The organism is Olleya sp. UBA1516 (genome assembly GCF_002323495.1).
In the GTDB taxonomy this organism is placed as follows: domain Bacteria; phylum Bacteroidota; class Bacteroidia; order Flavobacteriales; family Flavobacteriaceae; genus Olleya.
The window spans coordinates 53558-69759 of sequence record NZ_DCQO01000021.1; the positions used below are offsets into that span (position 1 = coordinate 53558).

Annotated in this window: 10 protein-coding genes; 6 read left to right on the plus strand and 4 right to left on the minus strand. The window is 32.0% G+C overall.

Annotated elements, in window-relative coordinates; translation table 11 throughout:
- Nucleotides 1-80: 80 nt before the first annotated feature.
- The 3 genes from B2989_RS14040 (at nucleotide 81) to uvrB (ending at nucleotide 9594) form a co-directional block, all read left to right on the plus strand.
- The gene (locus tag B2989_RS14040) at nucleotides 81-4898 is read left to right on the plus strand and encodes a T9SS type B sorting domain-containing protein (RefSeq protein WP_292949677.1); all 4818 of its coding nucleotides are present in this window, start codon (nucleotides 81-83) and stop codon (nucleotides 4896-4898) included.
- 59 nt (nucleotides 4899-4957) lie between these two features.
- A complete protein-coding gene (locus B2989_RS14045) occupies nucleotides 4958-7288 on the plus strand; it encodes a T9SS type B sorting domain-containing protein (protein WP_292949680.1) in 2331 nt (776 codons plus the stop codon).
- Between the two features lie 302 nt (nucleotides 7289-7590).
- A complete protein-coding gene (gene uvrB, locus B2989_RS14050) occupies nucleotides 7591-9594 on the plus strand; it encodes an excinuclease ABC subunit UvrB (RefSeq protein WP_292949683.1) in 2004 nt (667 codons plus the stop codon).
- A 36-nt stretch (nucleotides 9595-9630) separates the two neighbouring features.
- On the opposite strand, the gene B2989_RS14055 is transcribed toward uvrB, so the two are convergent.
- Entirely contained in the window at nucleotides 9631-10032 is a 402-nt protein-coding gene (locus B2989_RS14055; RefSeq protein WP_292949686.1) for a TerB family tellurite resistance protein, read from the minus strand.
- Nucleotides 10033-10465: 433 nt separating this feature from the next.
- Here B2989_RS14055 and B2989_RS14060 point away from each other — a divergent pair, with 433 nt between their 5' ends.
- Nucleotides 10466-10798, plus strand: coding sequence for a DUF1456 family protein (locus tag B2989_RS14060; protein ID WP_292949689.1), 333 nt, complete (start codon nucleotides 10466-10468; stop codon nucleotides 10796-10798).
- Between the two features lie 95 nt (nucleotides 10799-10893).
- Here the strand turns inward: B2989_RS14060 and sucC are convergent, their stop codons facing one another.
- The gene (gene sucC, locus B2989_RS14065) at nucleotides 10894-12084 is read right to left on the minus strand and encodes an ADP-forming succinate--CoA ligase subunit beta (protein WP_292949692.1); all 1191 of its coding nucleotides are present in this window, start codon (nucleotides 12082-12084) and stop codon (nucleotides 10894-10896) included.
- A 194-nt stretch (nucleotides 12085-12278) separates the two neighbouring features.
- On the opposite strand from sucC, the gene lysA reads away from it, so the two are divergent.
- Together lysA and B2989_RS14075 are read left to right on the plus strand one after the other, a co-directional pair.
- On the plus strand, nucleotides 12279-13490 hold the full coding sequence (lysA, locus tag B2989_RS14070) for a diaminopimelate decarboxylase (protein WP_292949695.1): 1212 nt from the start codon (nucleotides 12279-12281) through the stop codon (nucleotides 13488-13490).
- A 239-nt stretch (nucleotides 13491-13729) separates the two neighbouring features.
- Complete coding sequence (locus tag B2989_RS14075; protein WP_292949698.1) at nucleotides 13730-15223, plus strand: sensor histidine kinase; 1494 nt, start codon at nucleotides 13730-13732, stop codon at nucleotides 15221-15223.
- 18 nt (nucleotides 15224-15241) lie between these two features.
- Here B2989_RS14075 and B2989_RS14080 read toward each other — a convergent pair whose 3' ends face one another.
- Nucleotides 15242-15616, minus strand: coding sequence for a glyoxalase/bleomycin resistance/extradiol dioxygenase family protein (locus tag B2989_RS14080; RefSeq protein WP_292949701.1), 375 nt, complete (start codon nucleotides 15614-15616; stop codon nucleotides 15242-15244).
- 14 nt (nucleotides 15617-15630) lie between these two features.
- Entirely contained in the window at nucleotides 15631-16197 is a 567-nt protein-coding gene (locus tag B2989_RS14085) for a hypothetical protein (RefSeq protein ID WP_292949704.1), read from the minus strand.
- Between the last annotated feature and the right edge of the window lie 5 nt (nucleotides 16198-16202).

Below are 16202 nucleotides of genomic sequence, written 5' to 3' on the forward strand. Positions count from 1 at the left end.
TTAATCGATAATTAATGTATCATTGCACAGTATAACGATGAAATATGTTATTCGTCGTGATTTAAATTCCCTTATTGTCAATGAAACTTAACCTACAAACCCCAATCATTGCTACATTTATCTTGTTTTGCTTGTCTACTCATGCACAACAAATTACAGTAGACGACTCATTTACAGCCCAGCAACTTGTAGAAAATAATTTAGTACAAGGTTGTGTTGAAGTAACAAATATTACATCTACCATTAACGGAAATGTTAATGGATTTTCCAGTTTTGGTTATTTTGAAAATGCAAGTTCAGGTTTTCCTTTTGAAAACGGAATAATGCTATCCACAGGTAGCGCTACTTCAGCAGGAAACACACAAAATACTAACCCTTTAAATGAAGGGACTGTTGCTTGGGGTACAGATCCTGATTTAGAAGCTGCTTTAGGCATAGACAATACCTTAAACGCAACGTCTATACAATTCGATTTTATTTCTACATCAAGCAATGTTCAGTTTAATTACATTTTAGCTTCAGAAGAGTATTTTGCTGAATATCCTTGTTTATACTCGGATGGTTTTGCTTTTTTAATTCGCGAGGCAGGAAGTGGTAATCCTTATCAAAACATTGCAGTAGTTCCTGGAACGTCTACTGCTGTAAATACAAATACAATTCATGACGAAATCGTAGGTTTTTGTCCTGCAGAAAACAATGCCTATTTTGAAGGTTATAACATTGGAGATACAAATTTTAATGGTCGTACAACTGTTTTAACTGCTTCTGCAAGCATATTACCTAATGTACAATACAATATAAAATTAATTATAGCAGATCAAACAGACCGAAACTTTGATACAGCTGTTTTTATAGAAGGAAATAGTTTTACAGATAGTGTAAATCTTGGAGATGATATAACAACATGTGATGCTACAGTAACATTGGATGCCAATACAGACAATCCTTTAGCAACTTACACTTGGTTATTTAATGACACTGTTATCACAGGAGAAACCGGAAGTACATTATTAGTAAATACTGACGGTAATTATACAGTAGAAATTACTGTACCTTTAAATGCTGATTTTTGCACGTTTGAAGATTCAGTAAACGTTACACTTAATAGCATACAACTTGCAGATATATTAGCAGACATAATTGTATGCGACGATGTATCTAACGATGGAGAAGAAAACTTCGATTTATCTATTAAAATATCTGAAGCTGAAGCTGCTTTACCAAGTACATCGTATACTACAACGTTTCATCTTAATCAAACCGAAGCAGAAAATAACACAAATGCAATAGTAAATTATTTAAGTACAACATCAACACAATCTGTATTTTACCGCGTTCAAGATGATGCTTCAGGATGTGTGTATATTGGTACGTTTAATCTTATAATTAATCCTTACTTAACTATAACCAACCCAACACCTTTAACTGTATGTTCTGCAGGAGGTGCTTCTGTGCCACTTACAGATAAAGATGACGAAATATCAAATGGTAACAGTAATTATAATGTTAATTACCACTATAATTTGGCTGATGCCGAAAGCGGATTAAACCCAATAGCTTCGCCTTATACTCCTGCTACTAATACTGAAACATTATATGTTAGTATCATAGATATAACTACGGGATGCAATACAACCACAACTTTAGACATACAAGTCAATGTTAATCCTGCAATAAATCCAGACACGCAAATGTTAGACGCTTGTGATTCTGATGGAGATGGCTTTGACACCTTTGATTTAACTCAAAATATTGATGATGTCCTACAAGGCTTAACTAATGTAACTGTAACATATCACGAAACATTGGATGACGCTAATAGTGGTACAAATCCTATTGCTAATCCGACCAACTTCCCTAATACTACAGATTTTCAGCAAACTGTTTTTATCAGAGTAGAAGATAACACAACTGGTTGCGCATCTGTAGTACCATTAGAGATTCACACTTTTTTATTAGAAACAGGTACAGAAATAACAGATTATTTTGAATGCGATGATGCTTCAAACGATGGTATTGTAGATTTTGATTTATTACAAGTAGCTGAAGCCATAATTAATGGATTAGAAGATGTTACTATTGACTTTTACGAAACTGAAGCAGATCAATTGGCTAACATAAACCCAATTAATCAAAATGTACAATATGTCGTAAATGCGTCGCCAAAAACATTATACATTGTATTAAATAACTTAACATGTACACACAACGCAACTATACAATTAATAATCAACGATGGTTTTGATATTCAAACACTAACCTCTCAAGATTATTGTGACACAGATGACGATGGTTTTACTAGTATAGATTTACATACGTTTGATGATTACGTTGCAACAGATATTGCAGGTGGAACGGTTTCTTACTTTGAAACTCAAGCAGACAGTCAGTCTAACTCCAATCCTTTACCTGCGTTTTATTACAATACAGTTAATCCATTAACGGTTTATGTACGTGTACAAAACGAGAATAGTTGCAGTGCTACATCAAGCCTAACAATTAATGTATTACCTGCTCCAACCACAACAACTCCTGATAACATATTGGTTTGTGATGACGATCAAGATGGTTTTTCAATAATTGATTTATCAACTACTATTAATCAAATGGTAACTGACACATCAGACAGAACAATCACATTTCATAACTCTCAAGTCAATGCACAAAGTAATACAGATGCCATAGCAGATTACCAAAACTATAACGCTAATACGCAAATGGTTTTTGCAAGAATAGAAAATAGTATTACTGGTTGTTTTTCTATTGAGGTTATCACTATTTATGTAAATACATTACCTGTTTTTAATCCAATAACAACATTAATTAATTGTGAGACTGATGGTAATCAAATTGGAGAATTTATTTTTATTGATAAAGACACAGAAATATTAAATGGACAAATTGGTAAGGAAGTTCTTTATTTTTTATCGCAAGCTGATGCAGATAGCAACAGCAATGCTATAGACAAAACAACCGTTTTTGAAAACACATCAAACCCTCAAACCATATATGTTCGTGTTCAAAATTATACCAATACAGATTGTTATGGTACCTCATCTTTTCAAATAGAAGTGGGTTCTAACCCAATCTACAACAATCCTACAGATGTATTTGTTTGTGACGATGTTAGTAATGATGGTTTTGAAACCTTTAATCTTTCAGAAATTTCAACACAAATCAGTGCAGGTTCTCCTGAAACTTTAAGCATCACTTATCACCTTAATATGGCTGATGCCGAAACACAATCTAATCCTTTACCTAATAACTTTACAACAACCGTTAATCCACAGCAAATTTTTGTTACTGTAGATAATGGTACTTACTGTAAAGGTATTACTAGTTTTGAATTTAACGTTATTGCTGTACCACAAACTAATGTAGCTAGTGCGTTACAACAATGTGATGATGATTTAGATGGCTTTACTAGTTTTGATTTAACACAATCAGAAGTAGAGGTTTTATCTATTAGACAAGACAATATTGTAATTGAATATTTTACATCTGTTTCAGATCTAGAGCTTGGAACAAATCAAATTAGTGATCCTTCTAATTTTACCAACACATCTAATCCACAGACTGTGTTTATTAAAATATCTAATACTGTATCTAATTGTTATGCACAAATACCTTTAGATTTAATTGTAGACGTGCCTCCTACTATTACTCCAAACGTAGTTTTAGATATTTGCGAAGATGCTACTTTTACATATAATTTAAACAATGCACTAAATGCATTGATTGACACATCATTAGACATTCAAATTACTTTTTACGCTACTCAAGCAGATGCTCAAGCAGAACAAAATCCATTAAACACAAATTACGTTTATAGTGTGGCAAATAATACTTTATTTGCTCGTGCTAATTACACAGGCAGTACTTGTTTTACTATTCAACCTTTTGTTTTGGCAGTAAACCCAACACCTAATTTAGGTACATTGTTAGATTTACAAAATTGCGATGATGATTTTGACACATTCTCCATCTTTGATTTAAGTCAACAAACACCTTTTGCATTAGCTGGACAAAGTCCTAGTGACTTTAGTGTATCTTATTTTACAACACAAAACGATGCTATTAATAATACAAATGCATTAACAGATTTACTTGTAGACTCAGAAAACAACACATTATATTATGTAAGAATAGAAAACAACGCTACAGGATGTTTTAATACCACTAGCTTTGCGACTATTGTTAACAGAAAACCAGAAGTAGACATTGAAGACCAAGTGTTATGTTTAGAAAACTTACCATTAATAGTAACTGCCGAAACTAATATCCCAACAGACAGTTATAGCTGGTCTACAAGTAGCAGTTTAAGTTATATTGAAATTACAGAAATTGGAACATACTCAGTAACCGTTACATCACAATTTGGCTGTACTTCTACAGCGACTTTTACCGTTTCAGAGTCAGAAGCTGCAACTATTGACTTTACCGAAACAGTAGATTTTTCAGACCCAAATAATATTACAGTAACCGTTTCTGGTATTGGTGATTATTTATATCAGCTTGACGACTTAGACCCTCAAGACTCTAACATTTTTGGTAACGTACCAATTGGTCCACATACAATAACTGTAATAGATTTAAATGGATGTAACTCAACAACCAAAGAGGTAGTTATAATAGATGTACCAAAATTTGTTACACCTAATGGTGATGGCTATTTTGATTATTGGCATATTACTGGTGTAAACCAACTTAAAGGTACTGTGGTTAATATTTACGATCGTTATGGTAAATTACTTAAAACATTAACACATGCTTCTCTTGGATGGGATGGTAGATATAATGGTAACTTAATGCCTGCAAGTGATTATTGGTACGTTGCAGACATAAAAAAAGGCGCTATAGCGTTTCAGAAAAAAGGACATTTTACACTTAAGCTTTAACATTTCAAATTTCATTTAACAAAAATTGTTTTTTTACCTTTGCAAACCATTAAAAAGGCATGCAAAAAAGACTCTTTATTATTCTATTTTTAATTGTAAGTTTTTCATCTGCTCAAAACGTAGTTACAGATGTTCAAACCTATACACCTCAGCAACTTGTAGAGGATATCTTAATTGATAGTAGTTGTATTACAAATGTACAAGTAACTAATGTTGTTGGTGGTAATTTTGGAGGATCAGACCAAAGTTATGGATATTTTGACGCCACAGGTACAACATTTCCTTTTCAAAGCGGAATTGTTTTAAGTACAGGTCGTTTAAGTAATGTAGATGGTCCTAACGATTCTTTAAGTGATGATGATGCTTCTGGTTGGGATGGTGACCAAGATTTGGAGATTGCACTAGACGAAACTAATACTTTAAATGCAACCATATTAGAGTTTCAGTTTACCTCTGAGGCTACACAAATTAGCTTTAATTATATTTTTGCTTCAGAAGAATATCAAGAAAACAACGCCAATACATGTCAATATTCTGACCTATTTGGATTTTTAATTCGTGAAATAGGCACAACAGACTACCAAAACATTGCACTTGTTCCTGGCACTCAAGTTCCTGTAAAAGTAACAACTGTTCACCCAGAAATACCTGGTGGTTGTCAAGAAGAAAACGAATTTTACTTTGGAAGCTGGAATGATAATACTGCACCAATTAACTTTAATGGTCAAACCAAAGTCCTGTCTGCAGTAGCTAACACTGTACCTAATACCACTTACGAAGTTAAATTGGTAATCGCAGATGAACAAAACTACAGATATGATTCTGCTGTATTTTTAGAAGCTGGAAGTTTTGAATTAACTACAGATTTAGGTCCAAACTTACTTGAGTCTACAAACAACGCACTATGCGAAAACCAAAGCATAGACCTAGATGCTACACAAACTGGAGCCATAATTTACAAATGGTTTAAAGATGGTACAGAGCTTCTTACAGAAGTTAATCCAATCCTAACTGTAGCAGATACTGGAACTTACAACGTAGAGGTAACCTTATCTAATGGTTGCATATCTTATGGCGAAATTGTGATCGAGCAATTTCCTGCACCTACAACCATAAGCACAACCTTAACCCAATGCGATTTAGAACAAGATGGCATAACAACTTATAATTTATTTGATACAGATCAAACCATTACTGTTGGTAATCCAGATTTATCTATCATTGGTTTTTATAATTCGCTAACAGATGCAGAACAACAAATAAATGCCATAACAACGCCTGATAGTTTTCAAAATACTACCATCAATCAAGTGGTTTACGCTTTAGTCATAAATAATTTATCCAGTTGTACAGCTATAAGTCAGATAACGTTACAAATTTCAAATAATAATTTACCTGCTTATAATTTAGACGCTTGTGACGATGCCATAATTGATGGATTAACCACTTTTGATTTAAGCCAAGTAAGCACGCAAATTGCACCTTTAGTTCCAGCAGGAGCTACTGTAAATTATTATTTAACGCAAGAGGACGCTTTCGCGGAAAACAATCCGTTGCCAACAAACTTCGGGTCTACAATTCCAGATTTTCAAACCATTTATGCACAAGTAACCACTAATGGATCGGATTGTTATGCTGTAACAGACGTTAACTTACATGTACTTTTTACACCAGAAATTTCGGAAAACGAAAGCTTTGAATATTGTTTAAATAACTATCCTGACACCATAACTTTGGTTGGTGGAGTATTAAATGATTCGCCTAACAACTACTATTACCAATGGTTATTAAACGGAGTAGACACTGGAGTAAACACCTCTTTTATTGAAGCAAACCAAATAGGAGTTTATACTGTTATTATTACTGGTACCAACGGTTGTTCAAACACCAGAGACATAACAGTTACTTCAATTGAAGCACCCATTATTGAAAATGTAGCCTATACAGAATTGACATCCAATAATACAATTACTGTAACACTATCCAATACAGGAGCATTTGAATATGCTTTAGACAATGGGACATATCAATCCTTTAATTCGTTTTCAAATGTGTCTCCAGGCATACATATAGTTTATGTTAGAGAAATTGATGGCTGCGGAATGTCAGAGCAAACCATTGCTATCTTAGGCTTTCCTCAATTTTTTACTCCAAATGGAGATAATTACAATCAATACTGGAAACCAATAGGTATTAATGATACTTTTAATACAGATTTAGATATTAAAATATTTGATCGCTATGGTAAGTTAATTCATCTATTAAATCCACAATCCTCAGGTTGGGATGGTACTTTAAATGGCCAATTATTACCTAGTAATGATTACTGGTATTTAGTTTCTAGATCTAATGGCCAAAAAATCAGAGGTCATTTTAGTTTAATTCGTTAACTTAATGTTTCTAATAGCTTGACTTTTATACTAAATTCGCTTGAGCAACTGATAGCTTTAGATATAATATGATTTAGTATGTAAAGGTTTAATTTTCAGCTACAGCTTTAGTCATTTTTTTTGCAAACTATTTAGGGTTATTCCTCGTTTTTATTTTAGTAAAAAAAGCACTAAACCAGTACGTTAGTATATCCAATTATTAATTTAAGATTTTAAATTAAATAATTGTGACTCTTTTTTTAAACCAAAACCTTAACCTTCCTTTAAATAAATATCTGCTTAATATTCTGTAATTTTACATTATGAAATTCAAAATCAAATCAGAGTTTAAACCCACAGGAGATCAACCTCAAGCAATCAAACAATTGGTTGGTGGATTAAATGGACAAGATAAATACCAAACGTTACTTGGTGTTACAGGTTCTGGTAAAACATTTACTGTTGCCAATGTTATTGAAGAAACACAAAAACCAACATTAGTTTTAGCACATAACAAAACATTAGCTGCACAGTTATACTCTGAGTTTAAACAGTTTTTTCCTGATAATGCTGTCGAGTATTTTGTGTCTTATTATGATTATTACCAACCTGAAGCTTATATACCAACTTCTGGTGTGTACATAGAAAAAGATTTATCTATTAACGAAGAGATAGAGAAAATGCGATTAAGCACAACCTCTTCCCTATTATCAGGTCGTCGTGATGTAATCGTTATAGCATCAGTATCTTGTCTATATGGTATTGGAAATCCAGTCGAGTTTCAAAAAAATGTTATTTCCATTGAAGTTGACCAACAAATTTCACGTACCAAATTATTGCATCAGCTAGTACAAAGTTTATACTCACGTACGGAAGCTGATTTTAAACATGGTAATTTCAGAATAAAAGGAGATACAGTGGATATTTTTCCTAGTTATGCAGATGACGCGTTTCGAATTCACTTTTTTGGAGATGAAATTGAAGAGATTGAATCCTTTAATATTCAAACAAACGAAATAGTTGAAAAATACGATAGACTAACAATCTATCCTGCAAATATGTTTGTAACCTCTCCAGACGTGTTACAAAATGCTATAAAATCTATACAAGACGATTTAGTTAAGCAATACGATTACTTTAAAGAAATAGGAAAACACCTAGAAGCAAAACGATTAAAAGAACGTACCGAGTTTGATTTAGAAATGATACGCGAATTGGGTTATTGTTCTGGAATTGAAAACTACTCACGTTACCTTGATGGTCGTGAGCCTGGTACACGTCCTTTCTGTTTATTAGATTATTTTCCGGATGATTATTTGATGGTCGTTGACGAAAGTCACGTGACTGTTTCCCAAGTACACGCTATGTATGGTGGTGACCGAAGCAGAAAAGAAAACTTAGTCGATTACGGTTTTAGATTACCTGCTGCAATGGACAACAGACCTTTAAAATTTGAAGAGTTTGAAGCCTTGCAAAATCAAGTAATTTACGTAAGTGCTACTCCAGCAGATTACGAGCTGCAAAAAACAGATGGACTTTATGTAGAGCAAGTGATACGTCCAACTGGTCTATTAGATCCGATAATTGAAGTTAGGCCAAGCTTAAATCAAATAGATGATTTAATTGAAGAAATACAACAGCGCATTGAACAAGACGAGCGTACTTTGGTTACCACATTAACTAAACGTATGGCTGAAGAATTGACCAAATATTTAAGCCGAATCAATATTAGAGTGAACTACATACATAGTGATGTGGATACTTTAGAGCGTGTCCAAATTATGCAAGATTTGCGTAAAGGTATTTATGATGTTTTGGTTGGTGTAAACCTACTACGTGAAGGTTTAGATTTACCAGAAGTCTCTTTAGTGGCTATTTTAGATGCTGATAAGGAAGGTTTTTTAAGATCTGCAAGATCATTAACGCAAACCGTTGGTCGTGCTGCGCGTAACCTTAACGGAAAAGCAATTATGTATGCTGACAAAATAACCAATAGTATGCAAAAAACTATTGACGAAACCGAATATAGACGTGAAAAACAAATAGCCTACAATACAGAAAACAAATTAGTGCCTATGGCATTAAATAAAAGCTTAGATAGTGCTTTAACGCAAAACTCTGTTAGTACTTATAGTTATGAGTTGGAAGCTGCACGTGCTGCAGAGCCTGAAAGCGAGTATTTAAGTAAAGGTGATTTAGAAAAGAAAATTAGAGAAAAACGTAAAATGATGGAGGAAGCTGCCAAGCAATTAGACTTTATTATTGCTGCTAAATTACGTGACGAAATTAAAATGTTTCAAGGAAAGCTTGAAGAGTTGAAAGCGTAGTTATATTTAATCGTTTTAAAAAAAGTATACTTAATATTAATTATACTGCACTTTAAAGATATCTATCAAAACCTCAGCAGGAACCATCATATCTGGAAAGCCCTCCATTAGATATAATACCTTAGTAATAGACTCATGGTTTAATCCCATGCGTAATCCATAATTATAAAGTTTGGCTAACTCTTGTTGTGTACGTTCTTGATCAACATGCATTAACAATACCATTCTATGAAATTGAACAATACGCTCGCTATGCGATTTTAATACCATTCTATTAACAGGATTATTAATAAGGTAATCAAAATCTTCTCTAGAGATTTCTAACTGTTGCGCAACTGCTAACAAAAAATTGTATTCAACAGATTTTATACTGTCATCACTTTTTGCAAATGCAATCATTTCTGATAATAAACTTAACTTCTCTACTCTGTTAGGCATAAATAAGGGATTAATTATACTTTATAAAGTTAAGAATAAAACATAATTAATAATCGTTGAAAGCACGTAGCTTATCGAAAATAACATGGCTATACATCGTTTTTTTAGATATTTCTGTCTAATCTAAATTTCAAAACTCTAAAAACAAAATGAATTACAGCCTTAAATTTGACCTTTAAAACGCTATTACCCAATTATTAATTCGTTAATTTTAAGAGACTTAAATAAAAATATTAAATTAAAATCTATAAAACTGAATACATCCCTTTTTTAAATAACATTAAAATATTACAAACGCTAAAACTACATCTCACGTATAAATTTTAAACCTATTATAATTTAAAAATAGATTTTTGAAATTGAAATTCTATTAAACTTATGGAATCTGTTTTTATACTTTGTATTTTGTACTTTTGCTTTTTAAACACGACAAATGACTAATAACGATATTTTTAAAAAACTAAGAGTTGCACATCAGTTAAGAGATACTGATATTGTAGAAATCTTAGAATTAGTAGACTTTAGAATTACAAAAACAGAGCTGAGTGCTTTTTTTAGAAGAGAAGACCATCCTAATTATGTAGAATGTGGTGATCAAATTTTACGAAACTTTTTAAATGGTTTAGTTATTCATTTAAGAGGTCCAATGCCTAAAAAAGGAGAAAAACCTAAAGGCGAAGTTTCAGCGAAAGCGAAAACAAAAACTTTTAGCAATAAAAAGAATTTTAATAAGCCCAATACACGTCCTAAAAGAGACGATAAGTAATTTATAATTACTTTAGGCAAATGGATAATTAATTTTAGTCCAAAAAAAAAGAGCAACTATTTAAGTTGCTCTTTTTTATTATATAAATTAAAGTATTAAGCTAATACTGCTTGTACTTTGTCTGCTGCTTCTTGGAACTCTGTAGCACTCATTACATCTAATCCAGAATCGTCAATTAATTTTTTAGCGATATCTGCATTAGTACCTTGTAAACGTACAATAATTGGTACACTAATGTTACCCATGTTTTTGTAAGCATCAATTACACCTTGAGCAACACGATCACAACGAACGATACCACCAAAAATGTTAATTAAAATTGCTTTAACAGCTGGATCTCTTAAAATAAGTTCAAAAGCAATTTCTACTCTTGCTGCATCTGCAGTACCACCAACGTCTAAAAAGTTAGCTGGCTCTCCACCTGCTTGCTTAATTAAATCCATAGTAGCCATTGCTAAACCAGCACCATTTACCATACAACCAACGTTTCCGTCAAGGTCAACATAGTTAAGTCCTTGTTCTCCTGCTTCAACTTCAATAGCATTTTCTTCACGTAAATCGCGCATTGCTGCTAAATCTTTATGTCTAAATAATGCGTTATCGTCAATTGTTACTTTAGCATCAACTGCCATTATTTTGTCATCACTAGTTTTTAAAACTGGGTTGATTTCAAATAATGAAGAGTCTGACTTATCATAAGCAGTATATAAAGCTGTTACAAATTTAGTCATGTCTTTAAACGCTGCTCCTGACAACCCTAAGTTAAAAGCGATTTTACGTGCTTGAAAAGGTAAGATTCCGGTTGCAGGATCAATTTCTTCTGTAAAAATTAAATGCGGAGTTTCTTCTGCAACAGTTTCAATATCCATTCCACCTTCTGTAGAATACATAATCATGTTACGTCCATTAGCTCTATTTAATAATACTGACATATAATATTCTTCTGGCTCAGAATCTCCAGGGTAGTATACATCTTCACATATTAATACTTGGTGCACACGCTTACCTTCTGCTGAAGTTTGAGGTGTTACCAAATCCATTCCTATAACTTCTCCAGCGATAGTTTTAACTGCGTCTAAGTTTTTAGCCAACTTAACTCCACCACCTTTACCACGTCCACCAGCATGAACTTGCGCTTTAACAACGTGCCATCCTGTTCCAGTATCTTCAGTTAATTTTTTAGCTGCAGCAACCGCTTCATCAGCATTTTGTGCAACAATACCACGTTGAATACGTACGCCAAAGCTGCTTAATAATTCTTTTCCTTGATATTCGTGTAAATTCATCTTGTATAGAGTAAAATTTTAGTCTTACAAAAGTAAATAATCACATTTACTTACCCTAATATTTAATTATTAAAAAATAAGTAAATCCATTTTTTAATTTTGTTAAATAATTAACAATTTGTTTTAAATGTGTAATATTATGTTGTTTTAATTTTTAAATAGGCTTAAAAAAATAACTTTGAAAAAAATTTGAGATGCAAAACGATCAATTATTACAAATAGCTAAAGACTTTGATAGTCCTATATACATATACGATGCAGATAAAATCGCACAACAATATAATAGACTAACCTCTGCTTTTAAAAGTGTTAAACAATTAAAAATTAATTATGCTGTTAAAGCATTGTCTAATATATCTATATTAAAGCTGATGAAACAACTAGGTGCGGGACTTGATACTGTGTCTATACAAGAGGTACAATTAGGCTTAGCTGCAGGTTTTAAAGCACAAAATATTATTTTTACTCCTAATGGTGTGTCCTTGCATGAAATTGAAAGTGTTGCCAAATTAGGTTGTCAAATTAATATTGATAATTTATCTATTTTAGAACAATTTGGCACTAAATATCCAAACATACCTGTTTGTATTAGGATTAATCCTCACGTGATGGCTGGCGGAAACACTAACATATCAGTAGGACATATTGATAGTAAATTTGGAATTTCTATACATCAAATACCACATATTTTAAGAATAGTAGAAAATACTAAAATGAATATTAATGGTATACACATGCACACAGGAAGCGATATTCTAGACATAGATGTGTTTTTGTATGCTAGCGAAATATTGTTTGATACTGCACAACACTTTAAAAATTTAGAGTTTATAGATTTTGGATCTGGTTTTAAAGTCCCATATAAAGCTGGAGATATTGAAACAAATATTGAAGAGTTAGGAGACAAACTAAGTACAAGGTTTAATCAGTTTTGTAAGGATTATGGCAAACCTTTAACCTTAGCTTTTGAGCCTGGAAAATTTTTAGTTAGTGAAGCTGGACAGTTTTTAGTTAACGTTAATGTTGTAAAACAAACAACGTCTACTGTTTTTGCTCAAGTAGATAGCGGTTTTAACCACTTAATAAGACCCATGTTGTATGGTTCACAACATGAAATTAGAAATATCTCCAACCCTAAAGGTCGCGAGCGATTTTACAGTGTAGTAGGTTATATTTGCGAAACGGATACCTTTGCCAACAACAGACGCATTTCTGAAATTAATGAAGGCGACATATTAGCATTTAGTAATGCTGGAGCTTACTGCTACTCTATGGCTAGTAATTACAACTCTAGGTATAGACCTGCTGAAGTTTTGGTATATAAAGGAGAAGCACATTTAATAAGAAAACGCGAAACGTTTGAGGATCTAATACAAAATCAAATTGAGATTAAGTTTAAAAAATAATTTTCAAAGCCTACAAATAGCTAATTTTTACCAAATTAGCTATTTGCAGTTAAATATCTAAAATTAGACAACGCATCACAGCATATTTGTAAGCTAAAAGCTACTTAAAAGTTAAAATTAACGTATTTTAACCTAATTAATTGTATTTAATCCGTTTTATTACTTAGATTCGCCATTATAAAGGATAAAATTATTTTATTTTTTAACAATTAATAGCAACTACCTCAAATTCCCTACCTATGCAAACTGATAATAACGAGATATTATCTGATGAAATCCTTGATAAAGATTTTTTAAATACTATTGAAGATGCTCTAGCTATTGGATCCTGGGAATTAAATATGTTATCAAATACTTTAAAATGGAGTAGCGTAACAAAAAAAATCCATGATGTTGTTGCCAATTACGTCCCAAATGTTGATACAGCCATTAACTTTTATAAAAAAGGACAACATCGTGAGAAAATTTTGGACTTATTTCAAAAAGCCTTACAAAAAGGAGAAAATTTTGATGATGAGTTTATCATTATCACTTCAAAAGGAGAAGAAAAATGGGTAAGATCCATTGGACATCCTAAATTTAAAAATGGGGTTTGTGTTGCACTTAGAGGTGTTTTTCAGGATATTACACAAAAAACACTGCAATCAAAAAAAACGTTAATAAAAGAGAAAGAATTTAGATCTCTATTTGACTACTCTTTAACAGGAATGGCTAAAGTTAGCTTGACTGGTGGTTGGCTTAAAGTAAACAATAGTATTTGTAGAATATTAGGTTATACTGAATCAGAACTTTTAAAATTAAGTTTTAGAGACATCACATATCCTGAAGACTTATCTAAAGGAAACAAGGAACTTGCTTTACTATTATCCGGAAAATCAGACAATTTTACAGTTAATAAAAGGTACCTTCATAAAAACGGGAAGGTTGTATATTGTAATTTATCAGCGACCATAGTAAGAGACGATCATGGACATCCGCAGCATTTTATAGCAAATATTAATGATATTTCTGAAATTGAACTTAATAAAAATAAAATATCCGATTTATTAGCTATTAGCTCTAAACAAAACGACAGGCTTTTAAACTTTGCTAGAATTGTTTCGCATAACTTAAGGTCACATGGTGGGAATTTAGAAATGTTGTTAACTTTAAAAAAGGAAGATTATCCTGAAAACACTAAAGATGAATATTTTCCTTTAATGCAAGAAGCCATAGGTAATCTAAATGAAACTATTGAAAACTTAAATGAAGTAGCACTGTACAGTGCTTTAGATAAGGAAGCTTTAGTACCACTAAACTTATTAAAATATAGTAACAATGCCATGTCTAACATTACAGCAGCTACTATATCCAACAATGTTGATGTTAAAATATTAATCGATAATAATATAACTGTTAATGCTATACCTGCTTACTTGGATAGCATTTTAATAAACTTTTTAACAAACGCAATTAAGTATAGAAGACAAAATGTAAACCCTGAAATAACACTAGAGGCCCACAAAACTGAAGCATATACCATATTAAAAATTAGTGATAATGGTCAAGGTATTGATTTAGACAAACATAAAGACAAGCTGTTTGGGATGTATAATGTTTTTCACAAGCATAAAGACTCTAGAGGATTAGGGTTATTTATAGTAAAAAATCAAATAGATGCAATTGGTGGTAAAATTGAAGTAGAAAGCATTGTAGATCAAGGCACTACTTTTACTTTATATTTTAAAAATTAAAAACTAATTGTTTTTTAACTAACTGTTTTGATAAAAGGTTAACCCATTGTTATATAAATCATAAAACGAAAACTCTTTTGTTCCCCAATCTGATTTTATAACTTCAGTCTCTTTAGGAAACACATTTTTAAAATTATATTCTTGATATAAAACATCAACATGTTGCGTAACAATGCGCAACATAGGTCTGTCAATAGTATAATCCCACTCTTTTTCGTCCTTCCATATTAGGTGTATTTCTATATGGTCTCTTTTAATTCCTACGTATTTTGGATCTTTAGAATCATCTGCAAATGCGATTTCAAAACCTAATTTTTGCGTATAAAAAAACAAAGCAGCTAATACGTTTTGAACAGGAAGTATAGGATGAATTTGATGTAGAATTGGAGTCATAAAATTATAATTATTTATTTTTTAACCGTTCCTGTAAAATGATTAACATTGGGACTGATTGGATTATTGGTTGCACGTCTAAACGATGCAATTTGACCACAATGCCAAATAGAATCTGCGATTGGTCCATTAATATTATTCCAAAACGGGATTTGGCTTTCGCCGAAAATAATTTTGAATTGCGAAATATCATCACTACTTCTTAAAATATCTGCAGCCTGTTTTAAATTATTTAAAGTCGCTAAACGCTGTGCTTCAAAAGATAGTTTTAGAGCATCTTTAGTATTTGCTTTTTTTAAAGTCGAATTTAAAATGATTCTAGACAAATCATAAATATGTTTTATAGTTTCTGCTGTTGTTCTAACCGAATCTGAAGGCTTAAAGTCTAAATCTTTTGCTGACAATCCATCTGTTGCGTGATAAAATCTAAAGCCTAATGCATCTATTTGTCTAGCTGCAACAGTTCCAGCTGTAAAATGATCTGATGCTTCAGGAAGCTCATAATAAGGAATATTTGAATCTGATTGAGCCACCATATTTGTTGTAATTAATAATGATAAAAAAAGCACTAGTGTTTTCATTTTTA

What these genes read in the sequence shown, in the direction of transcription:
- B2989_RS14040 (WP_292949677.1), top strand. Translation starts at nt 81, where the DNA reads ATGAAACTTAACCTACAAACCCCAATCATTGCTACATTTATCTTGTTT.
- B2989_RS14045 (WP_292949680.1), top strand. Translation starts at nt 4,958, where the DNA reads ATGCAAAAAAGACTCTTTATTATTCTATTTTTAATTGTAAGTTTTTCA.
- uvrB (WP_292949683.1), top strand. Translation starts at nt 7,591, where the DNA reads ATGAAATTCAAAATCAAATCAGAGTTTAAACCCACAGGAGATCAACCT.
- B2989_RS14055 (WP_292949686.1), bottom strand. Translation starts at nt 10,032, where the DNA reads ATGCCTAACAGAGTAGAGAAGTTAAGTTTATTATCAGAAATGATTGCA.
- B2989_RS14060 (WP_292949689.1), top strand. Translation starts at nt 10,466, where the DNA reads ATGACTAATAACGATATTTTTAAAAAACTAAGAGTTGCACATCAGTTA.
- sucC (WP_292949692.1), bottom strand. Translation starts at nt 12,084, where the DNA reads ATGAATTTACACGAATATCAAGGAAAAGAATTATTAAGCAGCTTTGGC.
- lysA (WP_292949695.1), top strand. Translation starts at nt 12,279, where the DNA reads ATGCAAAACGATCAATTATTACAAATAGCTAAAGACTTTGATAGTCCT.
- B2989_RS14075 (WP_292949698.1), top strand. Translation starts at nt 13,730, where the DNA reads ATGCAAACTGATAATAACGAGATATTATCTGATGAAATCCTTGATAAA.
- B2989_RS14080 (WP_292949701.1), bottom strand. Translation starts at nt 15,616, where the DNA reads ATGACTCCAATTCTACATCAAATTCATCCTATACTTCCTGTTCAAAAC.
- B2989_RS14085 (WP_292949704.1), bottom strand. Translation starts at nt 16,197, where the DNA reads ATGAAAACACTAGTGCTTTTTTTATCATTATTAATTACAACAAATATG.